This window comes from Micromonospora sp. NPDC048835, from assembly GCF_040649995.1.
GTDB lineage: Bacteria > Actinomycetota > Actinomycetes > Mycobacteriales > Micromonosporaceae > Micromonospora.
Genome location: NZ_JBEZGM010000001.1, coordinates 322,503 through 337,829, shown reverse-complemented (window position 1 = coordinate 337,829; position 15,327 = coordinate 322,503). Strand labels below are relative to the sequence as shown.

General features: G+C 68.6%; 19 protein-coding genes. 11 read left to right on the top strand and 8 right to left on the bottom strand.

Going from position 1 to position 15,327, the window contains the following annotated elements:
* Positions 1–22: 22 nt before the first annotated feature.
* The 4 genes from AB0C15_RS01360 to AB0C15_RS01345 all read left to right on the top strand — a co-directional run bounded on the left by AB0C15_RS01360 (position 23) and on the right by AB0C15_RS01345 (position 2,437).
* Positions 23–772, top strand: coding sequence for an SDR family oxidoreductase (locus tag AB0C15_RS01360; RefSeq protein WP_357347463.1), 750 nt, complete (start codon positions 23–25; stop codon positions 770–772).
* A 161-nt stretch (positions 773–933) separates the two neighbouring features.
* Positions 934–1,377, top strand: a complete 444-nt coding sequence (locus AB0C15_RS01355) for a VOC family protein (RefSeq protein WP_357347461.1) — start codon at positions 934–936, stop codon at positions 1,375–1,377.
* Positions 1,378–1,444: 67 nt separating this feature from the next.
* Positions 1,445–1,864 carry a nuclear transport factor 2 family protein gene (locus AB0C15_RS01350; RefSeq protein WP_357347459.1) on the top strand — a complete coding sequence of 140 codons (420 nt, stop codon included), beginning with the start codon at positions 1,445–1,447 and terminating at the stop codon, positions 1,862–1,864.
* A gap of 171 nt (positions 1,865–2,035) precedes the next feature.
* Entirely contained in the window at positions 2,036–2,437 is a 402-nt protein-coding gene (locus tag AB0C15_RS01345) for a nuclear transport factor 2 family protein (protein ID WP_357347457.1), read from the top strand.
* A 101-nt stretch (positions 2,438–2,538) separates the two neighbouring features.
* Here AB0C15_RS01345 and AB0C15_RS01340 read toward each other — a convergent pair whose 3' ends face one another.
* Entirely contained in the window at positions 2,539–2,727 is a 189-nt protein-coding gene (locus AB0C15_RS01340) for a hypothetical protein (protein WP_357347455.1), read from the bottom strand.
* A gap of 24 nt (positions 2,728–2,751) precedes the next feature.
* Positions 2,752–3,639 carry a LysR family transcriptional regulator gene (locus AB0C15_RS01335; RefSeq protein ID WP_357347453.1) on the bottom strand — a complete coding sequence of 296 codons (888 nt, stop codon included), beginning with the start codon at positions 3,637–3,639 and terminating at the stop codon, positions 2,752–2,754.
* Positions 3,640–3,723: 84 nt separating this feature from the next.
* Between AB0C15_RS01335 and AB0C15_RS01330 the strand changes: the two genes are divergently transcribed.
* From AB0C15_RS01330 to AB0C15_RS01320, 3 genes are all read left to right on the top strand, one after another.
* Complete coding sequence (locus tag AB0C15_RS01330) at positions 3,724–5,049, top strand: aspartate aminotransferase family protein (RefSeq protein WP_357347451.1); 1,326 nt, start codon at positions 3,724–3,726, stop codon at positions 5,047–5,049.
* Between the two features lie 94 nt (positions 5,050–5,143).
* On the top strand, positions 5,144–5,563 hold the full coding sequence (locus AB0C15_RS01325) for a cupin domain-containing protein (RefSeq protein WP_357347450.1): 420 nt from the start codon (positions 5,144–5,146) through the stop codon (positions 5,561–5,563).
* Between the two features lie 49 nt (positions 5,564–5,612).
* Positions 5,613–6,713 carry a mandelate racemase/muconate lactonizing enzyme family protein gene (locus AB0C15_RS01320; RefSeq protein ID WP_357347448.1) on the top strand — a complete coding sequence of 367 codons (1,101 nt, stop codon included), beginning with the start codon at positions 5,613–5,615 and terminating at the stop codon, positions 6,711–6,713.
* A gap of 63 nt (positions 6,714–6,776) precedes the next feature.
* On the opposite strand, the gene AB0C15_RS01315 is transcribed toward AB0C15_RS01320, so the two are convergent.
* Positions 6,777–8,027 carry an FAD-dependent monooxygenase gene (locus AB0C15_RS01315; RefSeq protein ID WP_357347445.1) on the bottom strand — a complete coding sequence of 417 codons (1,251 nt, stop codon included), beginning with the start codon at positions 8,025–8,027 and terminating at the stop codon, positions 6,777–6,779.
* A gap of 103 nt (positions 8,028–8,130) precedes the next feature.
* On the bottom strand, positions 8,131–8,481 hold the full coding sequence (locus tag AB0C15_RS01310; protein ID WP_357347443.1) for a MarR family transcriptional regulator: 351 nt from the start codon (positions 8,479–8,481) through the stop codon (positions 8,131–8,133).
* Between the two features lie 191 nt (positions 8,482–8,672).
* On the opposite strand from AB0C15_RS01310, the gene AB0C15_RS01305 reads away from it, so the two are divergent.
* The 4 genes from AB0C15_RS01305 to AB0C15_RS01290 all read left to right on the top strand — a co-directional run bounded on the left by AB0C15_RS01305 (position 8,673) and on the right by AB0C15_RS01290 (position 11,735).
* Complete coding sequence (locus AB0C15_RS01305; RefSeq protein ID WP_357347441.1) at positions 8,673–9,392, top strand: DUF3159 domain-containing protein; 720 nt, start codon at positions 8,673–8,675, stop codon at positions 9,390–9,392.
* A gap of 65 nt (positions 9,393–9,457) precedes the next feature.
* Positions 9,458–9,745 carry an antibiotic biosynthesis monooxygenase gene (locus tag AB0C15_RS01300; protein WP_357347439.1) on the top strand — a complete coding sequence of 96 codons (288 nt, stop codon included), beginning with the start codon at positions 9,458–9,460 and terminating at the stop codon, positions 9,743–9,745.
* Positions 9,742–10,158 (top strand): hypothetical protein, encoded by a 417-nt coding sequence (locus AB0C15_RS01295; protein WP_357347437.1) that lies wholly within the window; start codon positions 9,742–9,744, stop codon positions 10,156–10,158. The genes AB0C15_RS01300 and AB0C15_RS01295 overlap by 4 nt, the downstream gene beginning before the upstream one ends.
* A complete protein-coding gene (locus AB0C15_RS01290; RefSeq protein ID WP_357347435.1) occupies positions 10,155–11,735 on the top strand; it encodes a multicopper oxidase domain-containing protein in 1,581 nt (526 codons plus the stop codon). Before AB0C15_RS01295 ends, AB0C15_RS01290 begins: the two co-directional genes overlap by 4 nt.
* 44 nt (positions 11,736–11,779) lie before the next feature.
* On the opposite strand, the gene AB0C15_RS01285 is transcribed toward AB0C15_RS01290, so the two are convergent.
* The 4 genes from AB0C15_RS01285 to AB0C15_RS01270 form a co-directional block, all read right to left on the bottom strand.
* A complete protein-coding gene (locus AB0C15_RS01285; RefSeq protein ID WP_357347433.1) occupies positions 11,780–12,190 on the bottom strand; it encodes an AtzH-like domain-containing protein in 411 nt (136 codons plus the stop codon).
* 81 nt (positions 12,191–12,271) lie between these two features.
* Entirely contained in the window at positions 12,272–13,891 is a 1,620-nt protein-coding gene (locus tag AB0C15_RS01280; protein WP_357347431.1) for a regulator, read from the bottom strand.
* Positions 13,892–13,903: 12 nt separating this feature from the next.
* On the bottom strand, positions 13,904–14,596 hold the full coding sequence (locus tag AB0C15_RS01275; RefSeq protein ID WP_357347429.1) for a cysteine hydrolase: 693 nt from the start codon (positions 14,594–14,596) through the stop codon (positions 13,904–13,906).
* A gap of 9 nt (positions 14,597–14,605) precedes the next feature.
* Complete coding sequence (locus AB0C15_RS01270; protein ID WP_357347427.1) at positions 14,606–15,295, bottom strand: isochorismatase family cysteine hydrolase; 690 nt, start codon at positions 15,293–15,295, stop codon at positions 14,606–14,608.
* Positions 15,296–15,327: the final 32 nt, after the last annotated feature.

Sequence of the window (15,327 nt, the reverse complement as noted above, 5' to 3'; positions counted from 1 at the left end):
CGACATGATCGAAAGGAAGCTCATGGGTCAGCTTCAGGGCAAGACGGCAGTGGTCACTGGCGGCACGAGCGGGATCGGCCTGGCGGCCGCCCGCCGGTTCGCCAGAGAGGGCGCACACGTGTTCATCACCGGCCGCCGCGAGGACGCCCTCGCCGCAGCCGTCGCCGAGATCGGCGGCGACGTCACCGGCGTCCGCGGCGACACCTCGAACCTCGGCGACCTGGAGAAGCTGTACGGAGCCGTCGAACAGCAGGGCCGGCGAGTCGACGTGCTGTTCGCCAACGCCGGCGGAGGATCCTTCCGTCGCCTCGAGCAGGTGTCCGAGGACCACTTCGACCAGATCTTCGACACCAACGTCAAGGGCCTGCTGTTCACCGTGCAGAAGGCTCTGCCCCTGCTGAACGACGGGGCCTCGGTGATCCTGACCGGATCCACCTCCGCGAGCGTCGGCAACGAGGCCTTCGGCGTCTACGGCGCCTCCAAGGCCGCCGTACGATCCTTCGCCCGAACCTGGGCCAACGAACTCAGGGGCCGTAAGGTCCGCGTGAACACCCTCACCCCCGGCCCCACCGACACCCCGGGCATCACCGGTCTCGCCCCTGACGCGGAGAAGGCCGCCCAGCTCAAGGGCTTCCTGGCCAGCAAGGTGCCGCTGGGCCGGATGGGCACCCCCGACGAGATCGCCTCGGCTGCTCTGTTCCTGGCCAGCGACCAGAGCAGCTTCATCACCGGCATCGAGCTGTTCGTCGACGGCGGCGTCAACCAGATCTGAGCGCCCCCCGCCTGCCGCCGCGGGGAGAGCCCCGACGCGGTCCCGCGGACGCCACGCCGTTGACGTTATTGACCCGAGACCTCGGGAACACGCCGGGTGGTCCGATCCGCGACCACCCGGGGCGACGGGCGGGCCCACCACCACTCCCACCAGAGGACATCATGCCCAGCGACACCGACGCAGGATTCACCCTGTCCCTGCACAACATCACCATCACGGTCAGCGATATCGACGCCGCCGTCCGGTGGTGGCACGACGTCTTCGGGCTCAACGAGACGACCCGGTCCCGGTTCGACGCCATCGACGCCGACGTCGCCTACGTCGACGGTCACGGCTTCCGGCTCGAACTGCTCCAGCCCGCAAACGGCTACCGCGTACCCGACATGTTCCTCGACCCGCCGGAGCACATCCGGCCCATCGGCAACAAGGCCCTCGTCCTGCGCGTCGACGACCTCGCGCAGGCCACCAAACGGTTCCGAGACCTCGGTGTGACCATCGTGTGGGACCAGTTGGACCTCGGCGACGGCAGCGTCTCCACCGCCATCCGGGACGCCGACGGCAACTTCATCAACGTCTTCCAAGACGGCGCCAGCCCGGTCGGCTGAGCCGGCCCCGGCGGCGACCGGCCGCAACGCCGTCATCGGAGCACGCTTCCCCGGAGAGGACCTTCTGATGAGAAGTGCAGGCGAACTGATGCGGGCGTACACCGCCACCATCGCCGACCCGGACGCCACTGCAGCGCTCTTCACCGACCAGGGCGTCATCGAACTGCCGTACCTGACGTCGATCGGACTACCGCCGCGCATAGTTGGCCCGGACGAGATCCGCGCGTTCGTCGTCGGCCTGCTGAAGGTGGTGCCCGACTTCGGCTTCGACACCGTCGAGGTCCTCATCGACACCCCAGACCAAGCCTTCGGCGAGTACTCGGTCGAGCGCCGGACCGTCACCGGGCGTGTCTTCAGCCAGCTGTACGCCGGACGTCTCGTCGCCGAGAGCGGCAAGATCAAGCTCCTCCGTGAATCACTCGACCTCGTCCGGGCCGCCCGCGCCATGCTGCCCCACGGAGTGGCCGACATCCCCGCCGGTCGATAGACGGATCTTGGGGCAACTGCCCGACCGCGAGTTCAGCGCCCACGTCGACATTGTTGAGCGCGGCCAGCAACTATTCACGCGGCCCCACGTGCCCGCGACGGCAGGGCTGGACGGGCCCATCGGCTGAATTCGGCGCGCAACACCACATCGATTTATTGGAGGCACAGACACATGACCACTCGTGCTGTTGTCGAGCAATTCTTTGGCATGGTCGGCGGCGGTGCCGACCCGGATGACGTAGCCATGCTCTTCAGCGAAGATATCGACTGGGACGTGCCCGGGTCGTCGTCGATACCCTGGACAGGTAGGCGTTCCAGGCGTACCGACGTCGCTGACTACCTGCGGACACTCGGCGCGAACATCGTGCCGGAGGAGAACGTCGACGAGATCGAGACAATCTTGTACGACGGGGATCACGCGGTGATGCTGGGCCGGTTCGGACGCGTCGCCCGTACCACCGGCAGACGGTACGAGATGGCCGTGGCCATGCACTTCCAGATCAGCGGTGACAAGATCGTCAAGTTCCGTCTCTACGAGGACTCGTACCAGGTCGCCAACGCGTACGCCGAGTAGCGGAATCGTGCCGGCCGGGCATGGTCGTCGTAGACGGCATTGTGGTCTGGCTCCAAGCCAACCGCGCCCGGCTCGCCGATCGCAGCGCAGACTGCACCCGGTCAGACCGGTGAGCTGCCGGCAACGATTCCGACCGCCTCGACCAGCCCGTCCGCGCCGGCCATGCCACGGTCGTGCAGCTCGCTTGGGTCGGCTCCGCGGGCCCGGACCGCGTCGGCGAAGTGCTCGATGTCCTTGCGCATCAGCGTCTGCAGATGCGGGGCGATGTCCGGGGTGATCTCGGTGTTCAATCCTCAGGCGCTGCCCGACCGAGGTCAGTCGCCTGCTCTCAGGGCATTGAGTACGGCTGTCACCTCGGGGCGTGACGCGGCCGGTCGCCGGACCCCGGCGGTGATGCGCCGCGTCAGCGGCGGGTTCAGCGGTCGGGTCACCACCCGGTATCGCGGGTCCACCGCCAGCTTCGGCAGCATGGTGATCGAGCGGCCGTTCTCCACGTGCTGGAGCGCCAGCATGTAGTTGTTGAACCGACAGATCACCACCGGCTCGAAGCCGGCCTCCCGGCACAGTCGGGTGGACAGCTCGGACATGTACGAGCCGGCGACGTCGAACGTCCAGCGCTGCTGCGCGCACGCCTCCAGAGCGACCGACTCGGCGCTGCCCAGCGGATGCTCCGGGGGCAGCACGAGCACGATCGGGTCGGTGGCGAGCGGCACCAGGTGGATCTCCGGGGAGAGTTCGGCGCCGGCGAAGTCGGCCGTCGTGATGATCAGATCGACGTCGCCGCGACGCAGCGCCGGCATGCTCTCGTGCGGCTCCAACTCCAGCAACACCACGCTCACGTCCGGGTGTCGGGCCGCGAGACGGACGAGCGCCGGTTCGGCGAGTGCCTGCACGGCACTCTGGAACGCGGCCACGGTAACCGTGCCGGCCGGCTCGTCGGCGAGGCGGCGCAGCTCCGCCTCGGCCGCGTCCATGGCAGCGAGAATCTCCCGGGCCCGGCCGGCGAGCAACATCCCGGCCGCGGTGAGCCGCACCCGCCGCCCGGTGCGTTCCAGCAGCGCGGTCCGGGTCTCCCGCTCCAGCGTGGCCAGCTGCTGCGACACCGCTGACGGGCTCAGGTTGCCGCGCTGCGCAACGGCCCGGACGGTGCCGTAGGTCGCCAGGTCGGCGAGCAGGCGCAGCCGCCATGGATTCAGCGTCATGACCGCCGACTGTACGGCTCTACTTAACAGAGACAGCGGAAATGTGCGATGGACGTGCCTGTCGGTGCTGCCTAGCGTCGATGCATGGCTGATTCGTTCTGGTCCGACGCCGATCGTCACCTGGTCCGCTACATCGGCGCGGGAAGCTTCGTACGCGAGATCATCGACCGCGCCGAGGGCAGTTTCGTCTTCACCGCCGACGGCCGCCGCCTGCTCGACTTCACGTCGGGGCAGATGAGCGCGATCCTCGGCCACTCCCACCCGGCTGTCGTAGCCACCATCCAGCGGCAGGCAGCCACTCTCGACCACCTGTTCAGTGGCATGCTGAGCCGGCCCGTGGTCGAGCTGGCACGCCGCCTCGCCGGCTCGCTGCCCGCGCCGCTGGACAAGGTCCTGTTGTTAACCACCGGCGCGGAGTCGAACGAGGCGGCGATCCGGATGGCGAAGCTGGTCACCGGCCGGCACGAGATCATCTCGTTCGCCCGGTCCTGGCACGGGATGACGCAGGCTGCGGCGAGCGCCACCTACAGCTCGGGGCGCAAGGGGTACGGGCCTGCGGCGCCCGGCAACTTCGCGATCCCCACGCCGAACGCGTACCGGCCCGACTTCACCCTTCCCGGCGGCGAGCTGGACTGGCGGCGTCAGCTGGAGTTCGCGTTCGAGCTGTTCGACGCCCAGTCGGTGGGCAGCCTGGCAGCGTGCATCGTCGAGCCGATCCTCAGCTCCGGCGGGGTGATCGACCTGCCGCCGGGGTACCTCGCGGCCCTGCGCGACAAGGTGCACGAGCGGGGCGGGCTGTTGATCCTCGACGAGGCGCAGACCGGTCTGTGCCGCACCGGAGAGTGGTACGCGTTCGAGCGTGACGGCGTCGTGCCGGACATCCTGACCCTGTCCAAGACGCTCGGCGCCGGCCTGCCGTTGGCCGCTGTGGTGACCAGCCCGGAGATCGAGCAGACGGCGCACGAACGCGGCTTTCTCTTCTTCACCACGCACGTCTCGGACCCGCTGGTGGCCGCGGTCGGCAACACGGTCCTGGACGTACTGGAGGCCGACCGGCTCGACGAACAGGCGGCACACCTGGGCTCGTACCTGCGCAAGGGTCTTCAGGAGATCAGCCGACGGCACCCGGTGGTCGGCGACGTGCGCGGACGCGGACTGCTGGTCGGGCTCGAGCTGGTCAGCGACCGGGAGTCGAAACGACCGGCCGACGCGCTGGGCGCCGCAGTGACAGGGCGTTGCCTGGAGCTGGGCCTGCACCTCAACGTGGTGCAACTGCCGGGCATGGGCGGCGTCTTCCGCATCGCGCCAGCGCTGACCTCCAGCCGCGCGGAGCTGGACCTGGGCCTGGAGATCCTCGACCGTGCACTCGCCGACGTGGTGCCGCCCACACGATCGACTGACTCGTCGTGAGCCTTGACGTCTCCCCCGCCGGCTTCGTGCTGTCATCAAGCCAACAGATCTCCACGAGCTTGTCTTTCGTATCCCTGATAGAACGGTCGCGGGAATGGATGGGCACCATATCGGTCAGGATGTCTTTCGGTCGGTTCTGCCGCACGACGTGGATTGGCAGCCGTTCGCGGGGTTCCCGCCGGCGGCCCGGCTCGCCGTCGTGGTGGGCGATGCGTCGAAGCCAGAGCCTTTCGTGGTACGGGTGAAGCTGCCCGCGGGCGAGAGGCTGATGCCGCACCGGCACCGGGAAGACAGGGTCTACACAGTCGTCTCCGGGGTTTTCTACATCGGCCAGGGCGATGAGTTCGACGAGGAGAAGTTGCAGGCATATCCACCGGGCGCGGTCGTGGTGCTGCCGGGAGGAACCCCCCATTTTCACTTGGCGAAATCTGGCGAGTACGTCACGCAGGTGACCGCGATCGGTCCCATTTCCCTGGAGTACGTCGACGCCCGCAACGATCCACGGAAACAGTGAGGCCCCTCCACCGTCTCTCCGCCCGGTCAACATCAACATGGGAGCCACAGTGGCCATCGCCGAGATCAAGACCTTCCCGCTGCGTATTCCGTTCAAGCCCGGTGTGAAATCCGCAGCTTCGGCATGGGGCCCGAAGGGCCTGAACGTGGTGGACACGCTGTTGACCCGGGTGACCACCGACGACGGGCTGGAAGGCTGGGGCGAGTCCTTCGGGTTCGTCGGCCTGCCGGTGACCCGCACGGCGATCGACGAGGTGATCGCGCCGATGTGTGTCGGAAGGGACCCCGCGCAGATCGGTCCACTCATGGGCGACCTGCAGGAGAAGCTGCACGTGTTCGGTCGCGGCGGGCCGCTGACTCATGCCCTGTCAGCGGTGGACATCGCGCTGTGGGATATCGCGGGCAAGGCCGCCGGGGTTCCACTGCACCGGCTGCTCGGCGGCACGTCGGCCACCGATCTGCCCTGCTACGCGAGCCTGAATGCGTACGGGCAGCCCGACCTGGTCCGTCACGCTGTCCGGCAGGCGGTCGACGCCGGATTCCCCGCCGTCAAGCTGCACGAGAAGCAACTCCCGTCGATCAAAGCGGCCCGCGACGAAGCGGGACCCGACGTTGCCATCATGGCCGACGTCAACTGCGCCTGGACGGTCAACCAAGCGCTGGCGTACGCCAAGGAGCTGGAACCGCTCGCACTCACCTGGTTGGAGGAACCGGTCTGGCCGCCGGAGAACTACAGCGGACTGGCCGATGTCCGTCGCTCCGGTATTCCCATCGCCGCCGGAGAGAACATCGGCACGCTTCTGGACTTCGACCGCCTCCTCGACAACGAGGCGGTCACCTACGTCCAGCCGAGCCCCGCCAAGATGGGCGGCGTAACCGAGCTGAGCAAAGTCTTCACGCTCGCCCGCCTCCGCAATGTCCCGGTCATGCCGCACACCTTCTACGACGGCCCCGGCCTGCTCGCCGCCCTGCATACCGTCGCCGCCATGGCGACGACCGACACCATGATCGAATGGCGCTACTTCGATCTCGAAGCGCAGGTCTACGGCAGCCAGTTGACCGTGCAGAAAGGTCGCATCGGCGTACCCTCGGGTCCCGGGCTGGGCATGGACCCCGACCCGGACGTGATCACCACCTACCTGCACGGCTGACGTCCTGAGCACCACCTCGCCCGGAAGTGTTCGTGCGGCACGTGGCCGGGCGGCGACGAGGGATCAGATGGACGGTCCGAAGATTTTGCGCCGCACGGCGGGAATGGCCGCACTCGCGCGCAGGAGAGCACGGAACATGGTCCGGTTCGTTGGGCCGGCCAGGGCGGCGCTCGCCGCGTTCCGGGTGGACAGTGCCAGGGCCTGGTTGGCGTCGTGTCGCATCGCGGTTTCATAGAGGCCGATGGCGGTGACCGGGTCAGTGCCGGTGGTGAGGACGTGGCGGAGGTGGTCGCCGTCGCGTAGGGCGGTGTTGGCACCGATGCCGGCCATGGGAGTCATGTTGTGGATGGCGTCGCCGAGAAGTGTGACTCGAGAGGGTGACCATTCGGGGAGCTGGGGCATGGTCCGCAGAGGCACTGTGGTGATGGTGGCGGCGTCGGTGGCATCCACCATGGTCCGCAGTGCTGTGGTCCAGTTCTGGACGCGTTCGGTGACGAGGTGCTTGAGGTGCGTGCCGTCGAGGTTCTCGACTCCGTCCGGGTATGAGTCTCGCGATCCGGCCCAGGCCCACACGACGTACTCGGAGGCGCCGTTGCTGCCGTCGGTGTCGTCGAGTTCACCGGTGGGCCAGGTGGACAGGAACATCCACCCGTCGCGGGCGGGGACGACGTTGTTGATGCTGCCGTCGGTGAAGTCGGCCGGTAGGGCGGCGGCGACGGCGCCGGCCAGGGGGACACGGCCGGCGATGTTGATGATGCCGAGTTCCTGACGTCGTAGGCCGGGGAGACGTTGGTGGCGTACTCGGGAGTTGCTGCCGTCGGCGCCCACGAGGATGTCGCCGTCGGTGTGGGAGCCGTCGGCGAAGTACGCCCGGACGCCGTGGGTGTGCAGCTCGTAGTGGGTGAACGTCTTCTCCCAGTGCACGAGAGGTTCCGCGTCCACGTCGGTGTGGGTGTTGTGCAGGAGGGCTTCGTGCAGGTTGCCGCGGCTGATCGCGCGACGTTTGGTGATCGGGTCGGTGGTGTCTTCGGGGAACCTCTTGTCGATGGTGGCCAGGACGCCGCGGCGGGGGTCGTGAAACCGGATGATCATCGGTACGGCGGTTCCGGCGGCGTCGATCATCTTCCAGTTCTCATCGGGGAGACAGGCGTGCAGGGCGCGCAGGCCGTCGGCGTTGAGGTGTATGCCGTAGCTGGCTGGTTGCGTTGCGCGGTACGACGATCGTTCGAACACTCGGGCGTCGATTCCTGCGCGTCGTAGTCCGTGCAGCAGAGTGAGTCCGCCGAGACCCGCGCCGATGATGAGAACACGCATGAGGTGGTGCCTTTCCTGCCAGCGAGCTGGCGGTAGGGGCCTGCCGTTCACCGTCGGGCGGCCCGTAACGGGCCTGATGTGGCAGGGGTGGTAGGCGGGCCGATCACGGGGCGACCATCGCGCGCAGGAGTCGCTGGAGTTGCTGGGTCTGCGCTGGGGTGAGGTGGGCGGTCGCGGCCGCGGCGGCGGGTTCGGCGGCTTGATGGGCCAGGGTGAAGACGTCACGACCGTGCTCGGTCAGGGTGACGGCCCGCAGTCGCCGGTCGCCGGGCACGAGCTGGCGTGCGGCGAGGTCCAGTCGTTCGAGGTCGTCGACGATCCGGACGATCGAGGCTTTGTCGTGGTTCGTGTGCGCGACGAGGTCACGCTGGCTGAGCGGGCCCGAGGCGTGCAGCCGCATCATCACCATCAGATGGCGCCGCTCGATGCCGAACGGCGCCAGAGCGTCGTCCATCGCTCTCGCCACGCGATCATGCGCCCGACGTAGGAGCAGACCGATCGCGAAGGGGGATCCCTCCTCAGGGTTCTCCGGAGTGCCGGACGGGGCTGACTGCTCGGTGGAAGCTGCATCTGTAGGCACCTCCCAACACTATCTCACTCGACACAGGTTTGCTAGATACTGTTTCACGTGCAACCATTTTCCCCATGAGCGACCTTCGAGCGACCCTCACGATCGGCGACCGGATGCCCGAGCACGACGCCAGCCGCCACCCCGAACCACCACCTCGATCCGGCCCGCGGCAGAGTCGCCACCAGGCAACAGAGTCGGGGTGGGCGGCGATCAGGCAGATGTGGCGCGACCCGGAGCGCTGGGTCGGGATCGGCGTGGCCGCAGCTCCGGGCCTGGTGTTCGTGGCAGCGAACGTCGTGGCATCTCTGTACCCGGCGATCGCCGCCGCAGCCGTCACCGCCGTCGCCGGCCTGGGCTTTCGGCTCGCGCGCCGACAGTCGCCACGCTCGGCGCTGATCGGCATCCTGGTCGTAACGGTGTGCGCGGTGGTCGCCGCCGTCACCGGGGACGCGCGGGGGTTCTTCCTGGTCCCGACCCTGATCCCGTTCGCCGTGATCATGGTGTGCCTGGCCACCATGATCGCGCGCCGGCCGTTGACCGGCCTGCTCCTCAACCGGGTCACCAACGGCCCGCGTGACTGGTACCGCAACGCGGCGCTGCGCCGCGTCCACCTGAGGGCCACCGGCGCGGCGATCGGTATCAACGTCATCAACGCCGCCGTACAGGTGATCTTCTATGGGCGGGGCGACACCGTCGTGCTCGCCATCGCCCACGCGGCGACCGGACCGGTCTTCGCCACCCTCGTCGCGGTCACGATTGTCGCCGTCCGCAGGACCCTGGCGTCTCAGCAATGACGGCCCCTACCGAGAGTCCAGCAAGCCGACCAGACGGTCCCGCGGCAACGAGCGGCGAGCTGACCGTGACGAGCGTTTTCACCGTTACCGAACAACACCAGGCCCAGCTATACGCGCTACTGATCGCAAACGGCCACGACGTACTGGAGCACACGCCCGGCTTTCTCGGCTCGACACTGACCCGCTCCGACGATGGGCGACATGTCGTCCACCACGCGCGCTGGAGCGACGACGGCGCCCTGGCGGCCATGCTGGCCACCCCGGCTGCCCGCGCCAGCATCGCGGCGTCGCGTCTGCTTGCCGACGTGCAGGTCTTCCGCTCCCACGACGTCCAAACCTTCGAGGCATCGTGACGATCACAGGGACCACATCGACCCCACAGCAGCCGGCCACCTCATCGAGGCGGCCGTGGCCAATCTGGCCGTTCCGGCTCACCATCACCACCGCGGCGGTCCTGGCCTTCGACCAGGCCGTCTTCGCCGGCCAGTTCCTGTCCGGCAGCTACGAGGCACTGCACCTGCACCGGGACACCGCCACGGCCACCGTCGCAGCGATCGCGGCCAGCATCGTCACCGCGATCCTGTGGCGCCGCGCCGGGGCAGGCCCACTCTGGCCACTGCCCGCGGCGATCGTGCTGTTTGTCCTGACCGCACTGCAGACCTGGCTCGGCTACCAACTGATCCTGGCTGCGCACATCCCGCTGGGCGTCACCATCATCGTGCTGCTGGTCGCGCTCACCGCCGCAGCGTGGAGGAAGACCCGATGAACAGCATCAGTCGCCGAACCTTCCTCGGCGTCGCCGGAGCCGGTATCGCCGCCGCCGGGATCGGCTTGCCCTTCATCAGCGGCATCGCCGGAGCCAGCTCCACGGGGAAGGTCCTGCCCAGCCGCGCACCCCTGCCACCGCCATTCCAACGGCGACTCACCCTCCCGCCCGTGCTGCTACCGACCCGCTCCGACGCGACCACCGACTACTACGACATCGTGCAGAGAGTCACCCGGGCCACGATTCTCCCCGGATTGACGACGAAGCTGTGGACCTACAACGGCTCCTTCCCAGGGCCCACCATCCGAAGCGAACGAGGCCGCACCGCCACGGTCCGGCACACCAACAACCTGCCGGTACCCACCGTCGTGCACCTGCACGGCGGACGGACACCGCAGGACAGCGACGGCTACCCGACCGACTACGTCTATCCGACCGACATGAGCTATTACAACCGGCACCTTCGTCATGATCACGCAGGCGGCGGCCATCACATGGTCACCGGTGGTGACACCCGGCAGGGCATGCGGACCTACACCTTTCCGTTGCAGCAGCGTGCAGGGACACTCTGGTACCACGACCACCGCATGGACTTCACCGGCCCCAGCGTCTGGCAGGGCCTCGCCGGCTTCCACCTGCACCACGACGACGAAGAGGCAGCACTGCACCTGCCCGGCGGCGACCGTGACCTGCCCTTGATGATCACCGACCGCAGCTTCGACACCGACGGATCACTGCTGTATCCCAGCCTCGACCCCACCCTCGTGAACCAACACGGAGTCCACGGCGGCTACGTCTCGGGCGTCCTCGGTGACGTCATGCTCGTCAACGGCACCCCCTGGCCCATCGCACCGGTCCAGCGGAGCACCTACCGGATACGTCTCCTCAACGCCTGCAACGCCCGGCGGCTGTCACTGCGACTCGAACCGCCACCCCCGTCCGCCATCACCCAGATCGGCACCGACGGAGGACTCCTCGCCGAACCCCTTCGCCACGACCACCTCGAACTGGCCCCTGCCCAACGCTTCGACATACTCGTCGACTTCTCCCACTACGCCCCGGGCACCGAGGTCACGCTGATCAACGACTACGACACCGCGGCGATGGGACAGGTCATGCGATTCGTTGTCGGCGACGGCCGACCGCAGGCGTTCACGGTGCCGGACCACCTGTCCACCATCCCGGCCCTACGTCCCACCGACGCGATCACCACCCGGAAGTTCGACTTCCGGGCCGGTGAGGTCAACGACCACGACGGCTGGCTCATCTCCAAAGCCCCGTTCAGCCCCGACTCCATCGCCGCGCACGTCCGCCTCGGCACCACCGAAATCTGGCAACTGAACGCCGACTTCCACCACCCCGTCCACATCCACCTCAGCCCCTTCCAAGTCCTCGCTCGGGGCAGCGGCGGCCCCGGCCCCTTCGACGCCGGCTGGAAGGACACCATCGACCTGCGCCCCGGCGAACAAGCCAAAATCCTCATCCACTTCGACGGCTACCAGGGCAAATACGTCTTCCACTGCCACAACCTCGAACACGAAGACATGGCCATGATGGCCAACTTCGTCGTCAGCTGAGTCCTTCAGCAAGGACCAGGGGCACCGTTGCCCACAGCCCGCGGTTACCCGCCTACGCCCCGGACCTCCTGCCGTACCGGGCAGTGTGGAACGGAGACGTGGGCGGTGACGATCCGCCAGCCGACGGGCAGGCGTACCCAGGTCTGGGTCTGCCGTCCGGTGGGGGCGCCGTCGGCGTACCCGAAGCGGGTCGTCACCACCGCGAGGTCCCGGCCGAACGTGCTGACCGCCGGGTCCACCAGCCGGCGACCGGCCGGCAGTGGCGGCTGCGCGGCCCGCCACTCGCGTTGCTCGTCCAACCCGTACTGGTGGTCGGCGAGGCCGAACCGCACGGTCCGCTCGGAATCCCAGAAGTACGCGCAGATCCGGTCCGCGTCGCCGTCGACAAGCGCCCGCTCGTAGTCGGCGAAGGCCGCCGCCACCTCGGCCATGACGTCGGTCCGGTCGATCTCCATCCGGTACGTCCCTTCGATCCGTCGGGTCGGGCATCGGCCGGCCCGGTCGGGAGCCGTGACCCTCCGACCGGGCGCGCCCACTCAGCCGGGCAGCGCGGACGTCCTCCGGTCGGTGTCCGTCCGCTCGCTGGCGAGGTCGGGCTGCTGGTCCGGTTCGCCCTCCGCCGGGTCGGGCTCGCGGGGCGTCGGGCGGCCGAGCGCGAAGACCGCACAGATCACCGCCACGAAGAGATAGCCCAGTGCCACCTGGCCGTTGGCGTTCCACTCGATCCGCTCGCCGTGGATCAGCCCGATGAACGACAGCACCGCGCCGGTGCCGGCGAAGATCGCGGCTCGGACGAAGCGCCTGTCGATGATGAAGACCACCACCGCGCCGAGCACCAGCCCGGCGAGGATCGCGCCCTGACCGAGCACCAGCAGCCCGTCGTAGATCACCCCGGCGCCGTTGAGCGCGTCGTCGCCGACCGCCGCGGCGGTGGTGCCGGCCGCGGCCAACGCGTTGTCGATCTGACCGGTCGCCCAGGCCGCGATGTTCGGGATCAGCGCGGCGACCACGGCGGCGGCGTGCGCCCGGGGGGTGGCCTGGAATGCCTGCGCCCCGATCAGCAGCCCGATGTAGAGCAGGATCGGCACGATGGCCGCCGTTGGGAAGATCGCGCCGAGCAGCCCGAACATGCCGAGGAAGCAGAGCACCGCGATCACCACACCGGTCGCCATCGAGTACCCGCTACGTCCGCCCGCCGCCTTCCAGCCCGGGTGCCCGACGTAGACGGCCGGCGGGAACGGCGAGCCGAGCGCGGCGCCGACCACCGCGCCCGCACCGTCGGCGAGCAGCACACTGCGCAGGTTGTAGTTGTCCCCTGCGGTGGCCGCGCTCTCCACATTGGTCATGCCCTCGGTGAAGTTGTAGACGCCGAGCGGGATCGCCGTCGCCAGCAGCGGCGCCATGTCGGCCAACCCGGTGAGGAGCAGGTCCAGCTTGAACGAGGGTACGGCGACAGCGATGTCCCGGGCCGCGGCCGTGACGTCCGGTACCGACATCGCCCCGCCGGCCCATCCGATCGCGGTGCCGAGCAGCAGCGCGGCGAGCCCGATCGGGAAGTTGAACGGCAGTTTCACGTCGGTGAGCAGGCCGATCAGCAGCAGCGCGAGGACCGGCAGGGCGACCCAGGCCATCCGCCACATCTGACCGGCCGGGTTCATCGAGATGAAGGTGATGGAGATCCCGGCGAGGGTGCCGAGCAGGGCGGCCCGGGGCGCGTACCGGCGGATGTAGGGCCCCACGAACGCGCCGATCAGCACGATCACGCCGATGATGAAGGCCCACGCCAGCCCGGCCTCCCAGGCCCGCACCGGGTCCTGGGTGCGCAGGTAGATCGGCAGCATGATGACGAAGATGACGATGAACATGTGCGGCACGCTCGGCCCGTACGGCAGGGCGGTCACGTCGGTGCGGTTCTCCCGTCGGGCCAGCCGGCGGGCCAGGTAGGTGTAGTAGATGTTTCCGGCGACCAGGGCGATGCCGAGTGCCGGCAGGATCGTGCCGAACACGTCCCCCTCGGGAAGGTTCACCACACCGAGACAGAGCCCGGTCAGGGTGAGCACGTTGACCAGGACGTTGACGCCGAAGCCGAAGAATGCGTTGGTGTCGCCGCGTACCCAGTACGGGAGCGGGGCGACTGTCGGTGTGGTCGAGGCCATGACTACTCCCAGTCAGGAGGAGGGCTGCAACACGGGGGTGGCGGGCAGCACGGCGCGCACCTGCGTCGAGTCGGCGACCCAGCCGAAGATGCCGCCCTGGGCGGCGACCATGTCGAGACCGACCCGCTGGAACTCGGGAAAGTAGGACCCGACGCAGTCGGCGAGCACGAGGCACTCGTACCCGCGGTCGTTGGCTTCCCGGACGGTCGTGTGCACGCACACCTCGGTGGTGACCCCGGCGACCAGGAGGCTGCGGATGCCGCGCTCGGCGAGCAGGGCGTCCAGGGCGGTGGCGTAGAAGGCACCCTTGCCGGGTTTGTCGATGACCGGCTCGTCGGGCAGCGGCCTCAGCTCGTCGACGATGTCGTGGCCGTACTCGCCGCGGATCAGGATTCGGCCGTTGGGCCCGGGGTCACCGATGCGCCTGCTCGGCGCACCCCGACTGAGTTTGGCCGGCGGGCAGTCGGACAGGTCGGGAAGATGCCCCTCGCGGGTGTGGATGATACTCAGACCGACGGCGCGGGCGTCGTTGAGCAGCGCCGCGAGCGGGGCGATCGTGCGGCGCAGCTGGCCGACGTCGTTGCCGAGGCTCTCACCGAATCCGCCGGGTTCCAGGAAGTCGCGCTGCATGTCGATGACGAGCAGCGCCGTGGTGGCAATGTCGAAGGCGTACGGGCTGGGTCGCGCGGTGGCGATGGTCAGCATGGGCGCACCTCACTTGGCCGTGGCGGCGATGACGTCGTCGGATGTGGTGACGCAGCCGAACACGCCGCCCTGCATGGTGACCATGTGCAGTGCCGCGTCGTGGTTGGCCTTGTCGGTGGCGCCGGTGCAGTCGGACAGGATCAGGCACTCGTACCCACGGTCGTTCGCCTCGCGCATGGTCGTGTGCACGCAGACGTCGGTGGTGATGCCCGTCAGGATCAGGTGGGTGATGCCCCGGGTCCGCAGCACCAGGTCGAGGTTCGTGGCGTAGAAGGCACCCTTGCCCGGCTTGTCGATGACCACCTCGCCGGCCACCGGGGCGACCTCGGGCACGATCTCCCAGCCCGGCTCGCCTCGGACCAGGATCCGACCGGCCGGACCGGCGGAGCCGATCTCGGCGCCGATACGCGCCGAGCGCCACCGCTTGTTCGCCGGGAGGTCGGACAGCTCAGGGTCGTGCCCCTCCCTGGTGTGTACGACGAGCATGCCGAGCGCGCGGGCGTGCTCCAGCAGGCGGGCGGTGGCCGGCAGACCGGCCCGGGTCAGCCCGATGTCGTAACCCATCGCGTCCACGTAGCCGCCCGGGCCGCAGAAATCGGTCTGCCAGTCGATGCAGAGCAGTGCGGTACGCGCGGTGTCCGCCACGCCGTCGTACGGCCATGGGTAGGGGTTGGCCGGGACCGGTCCGATGCTGCCCATCCGTTCGCCTCCTGTCGTCATCGCGGTTGTCT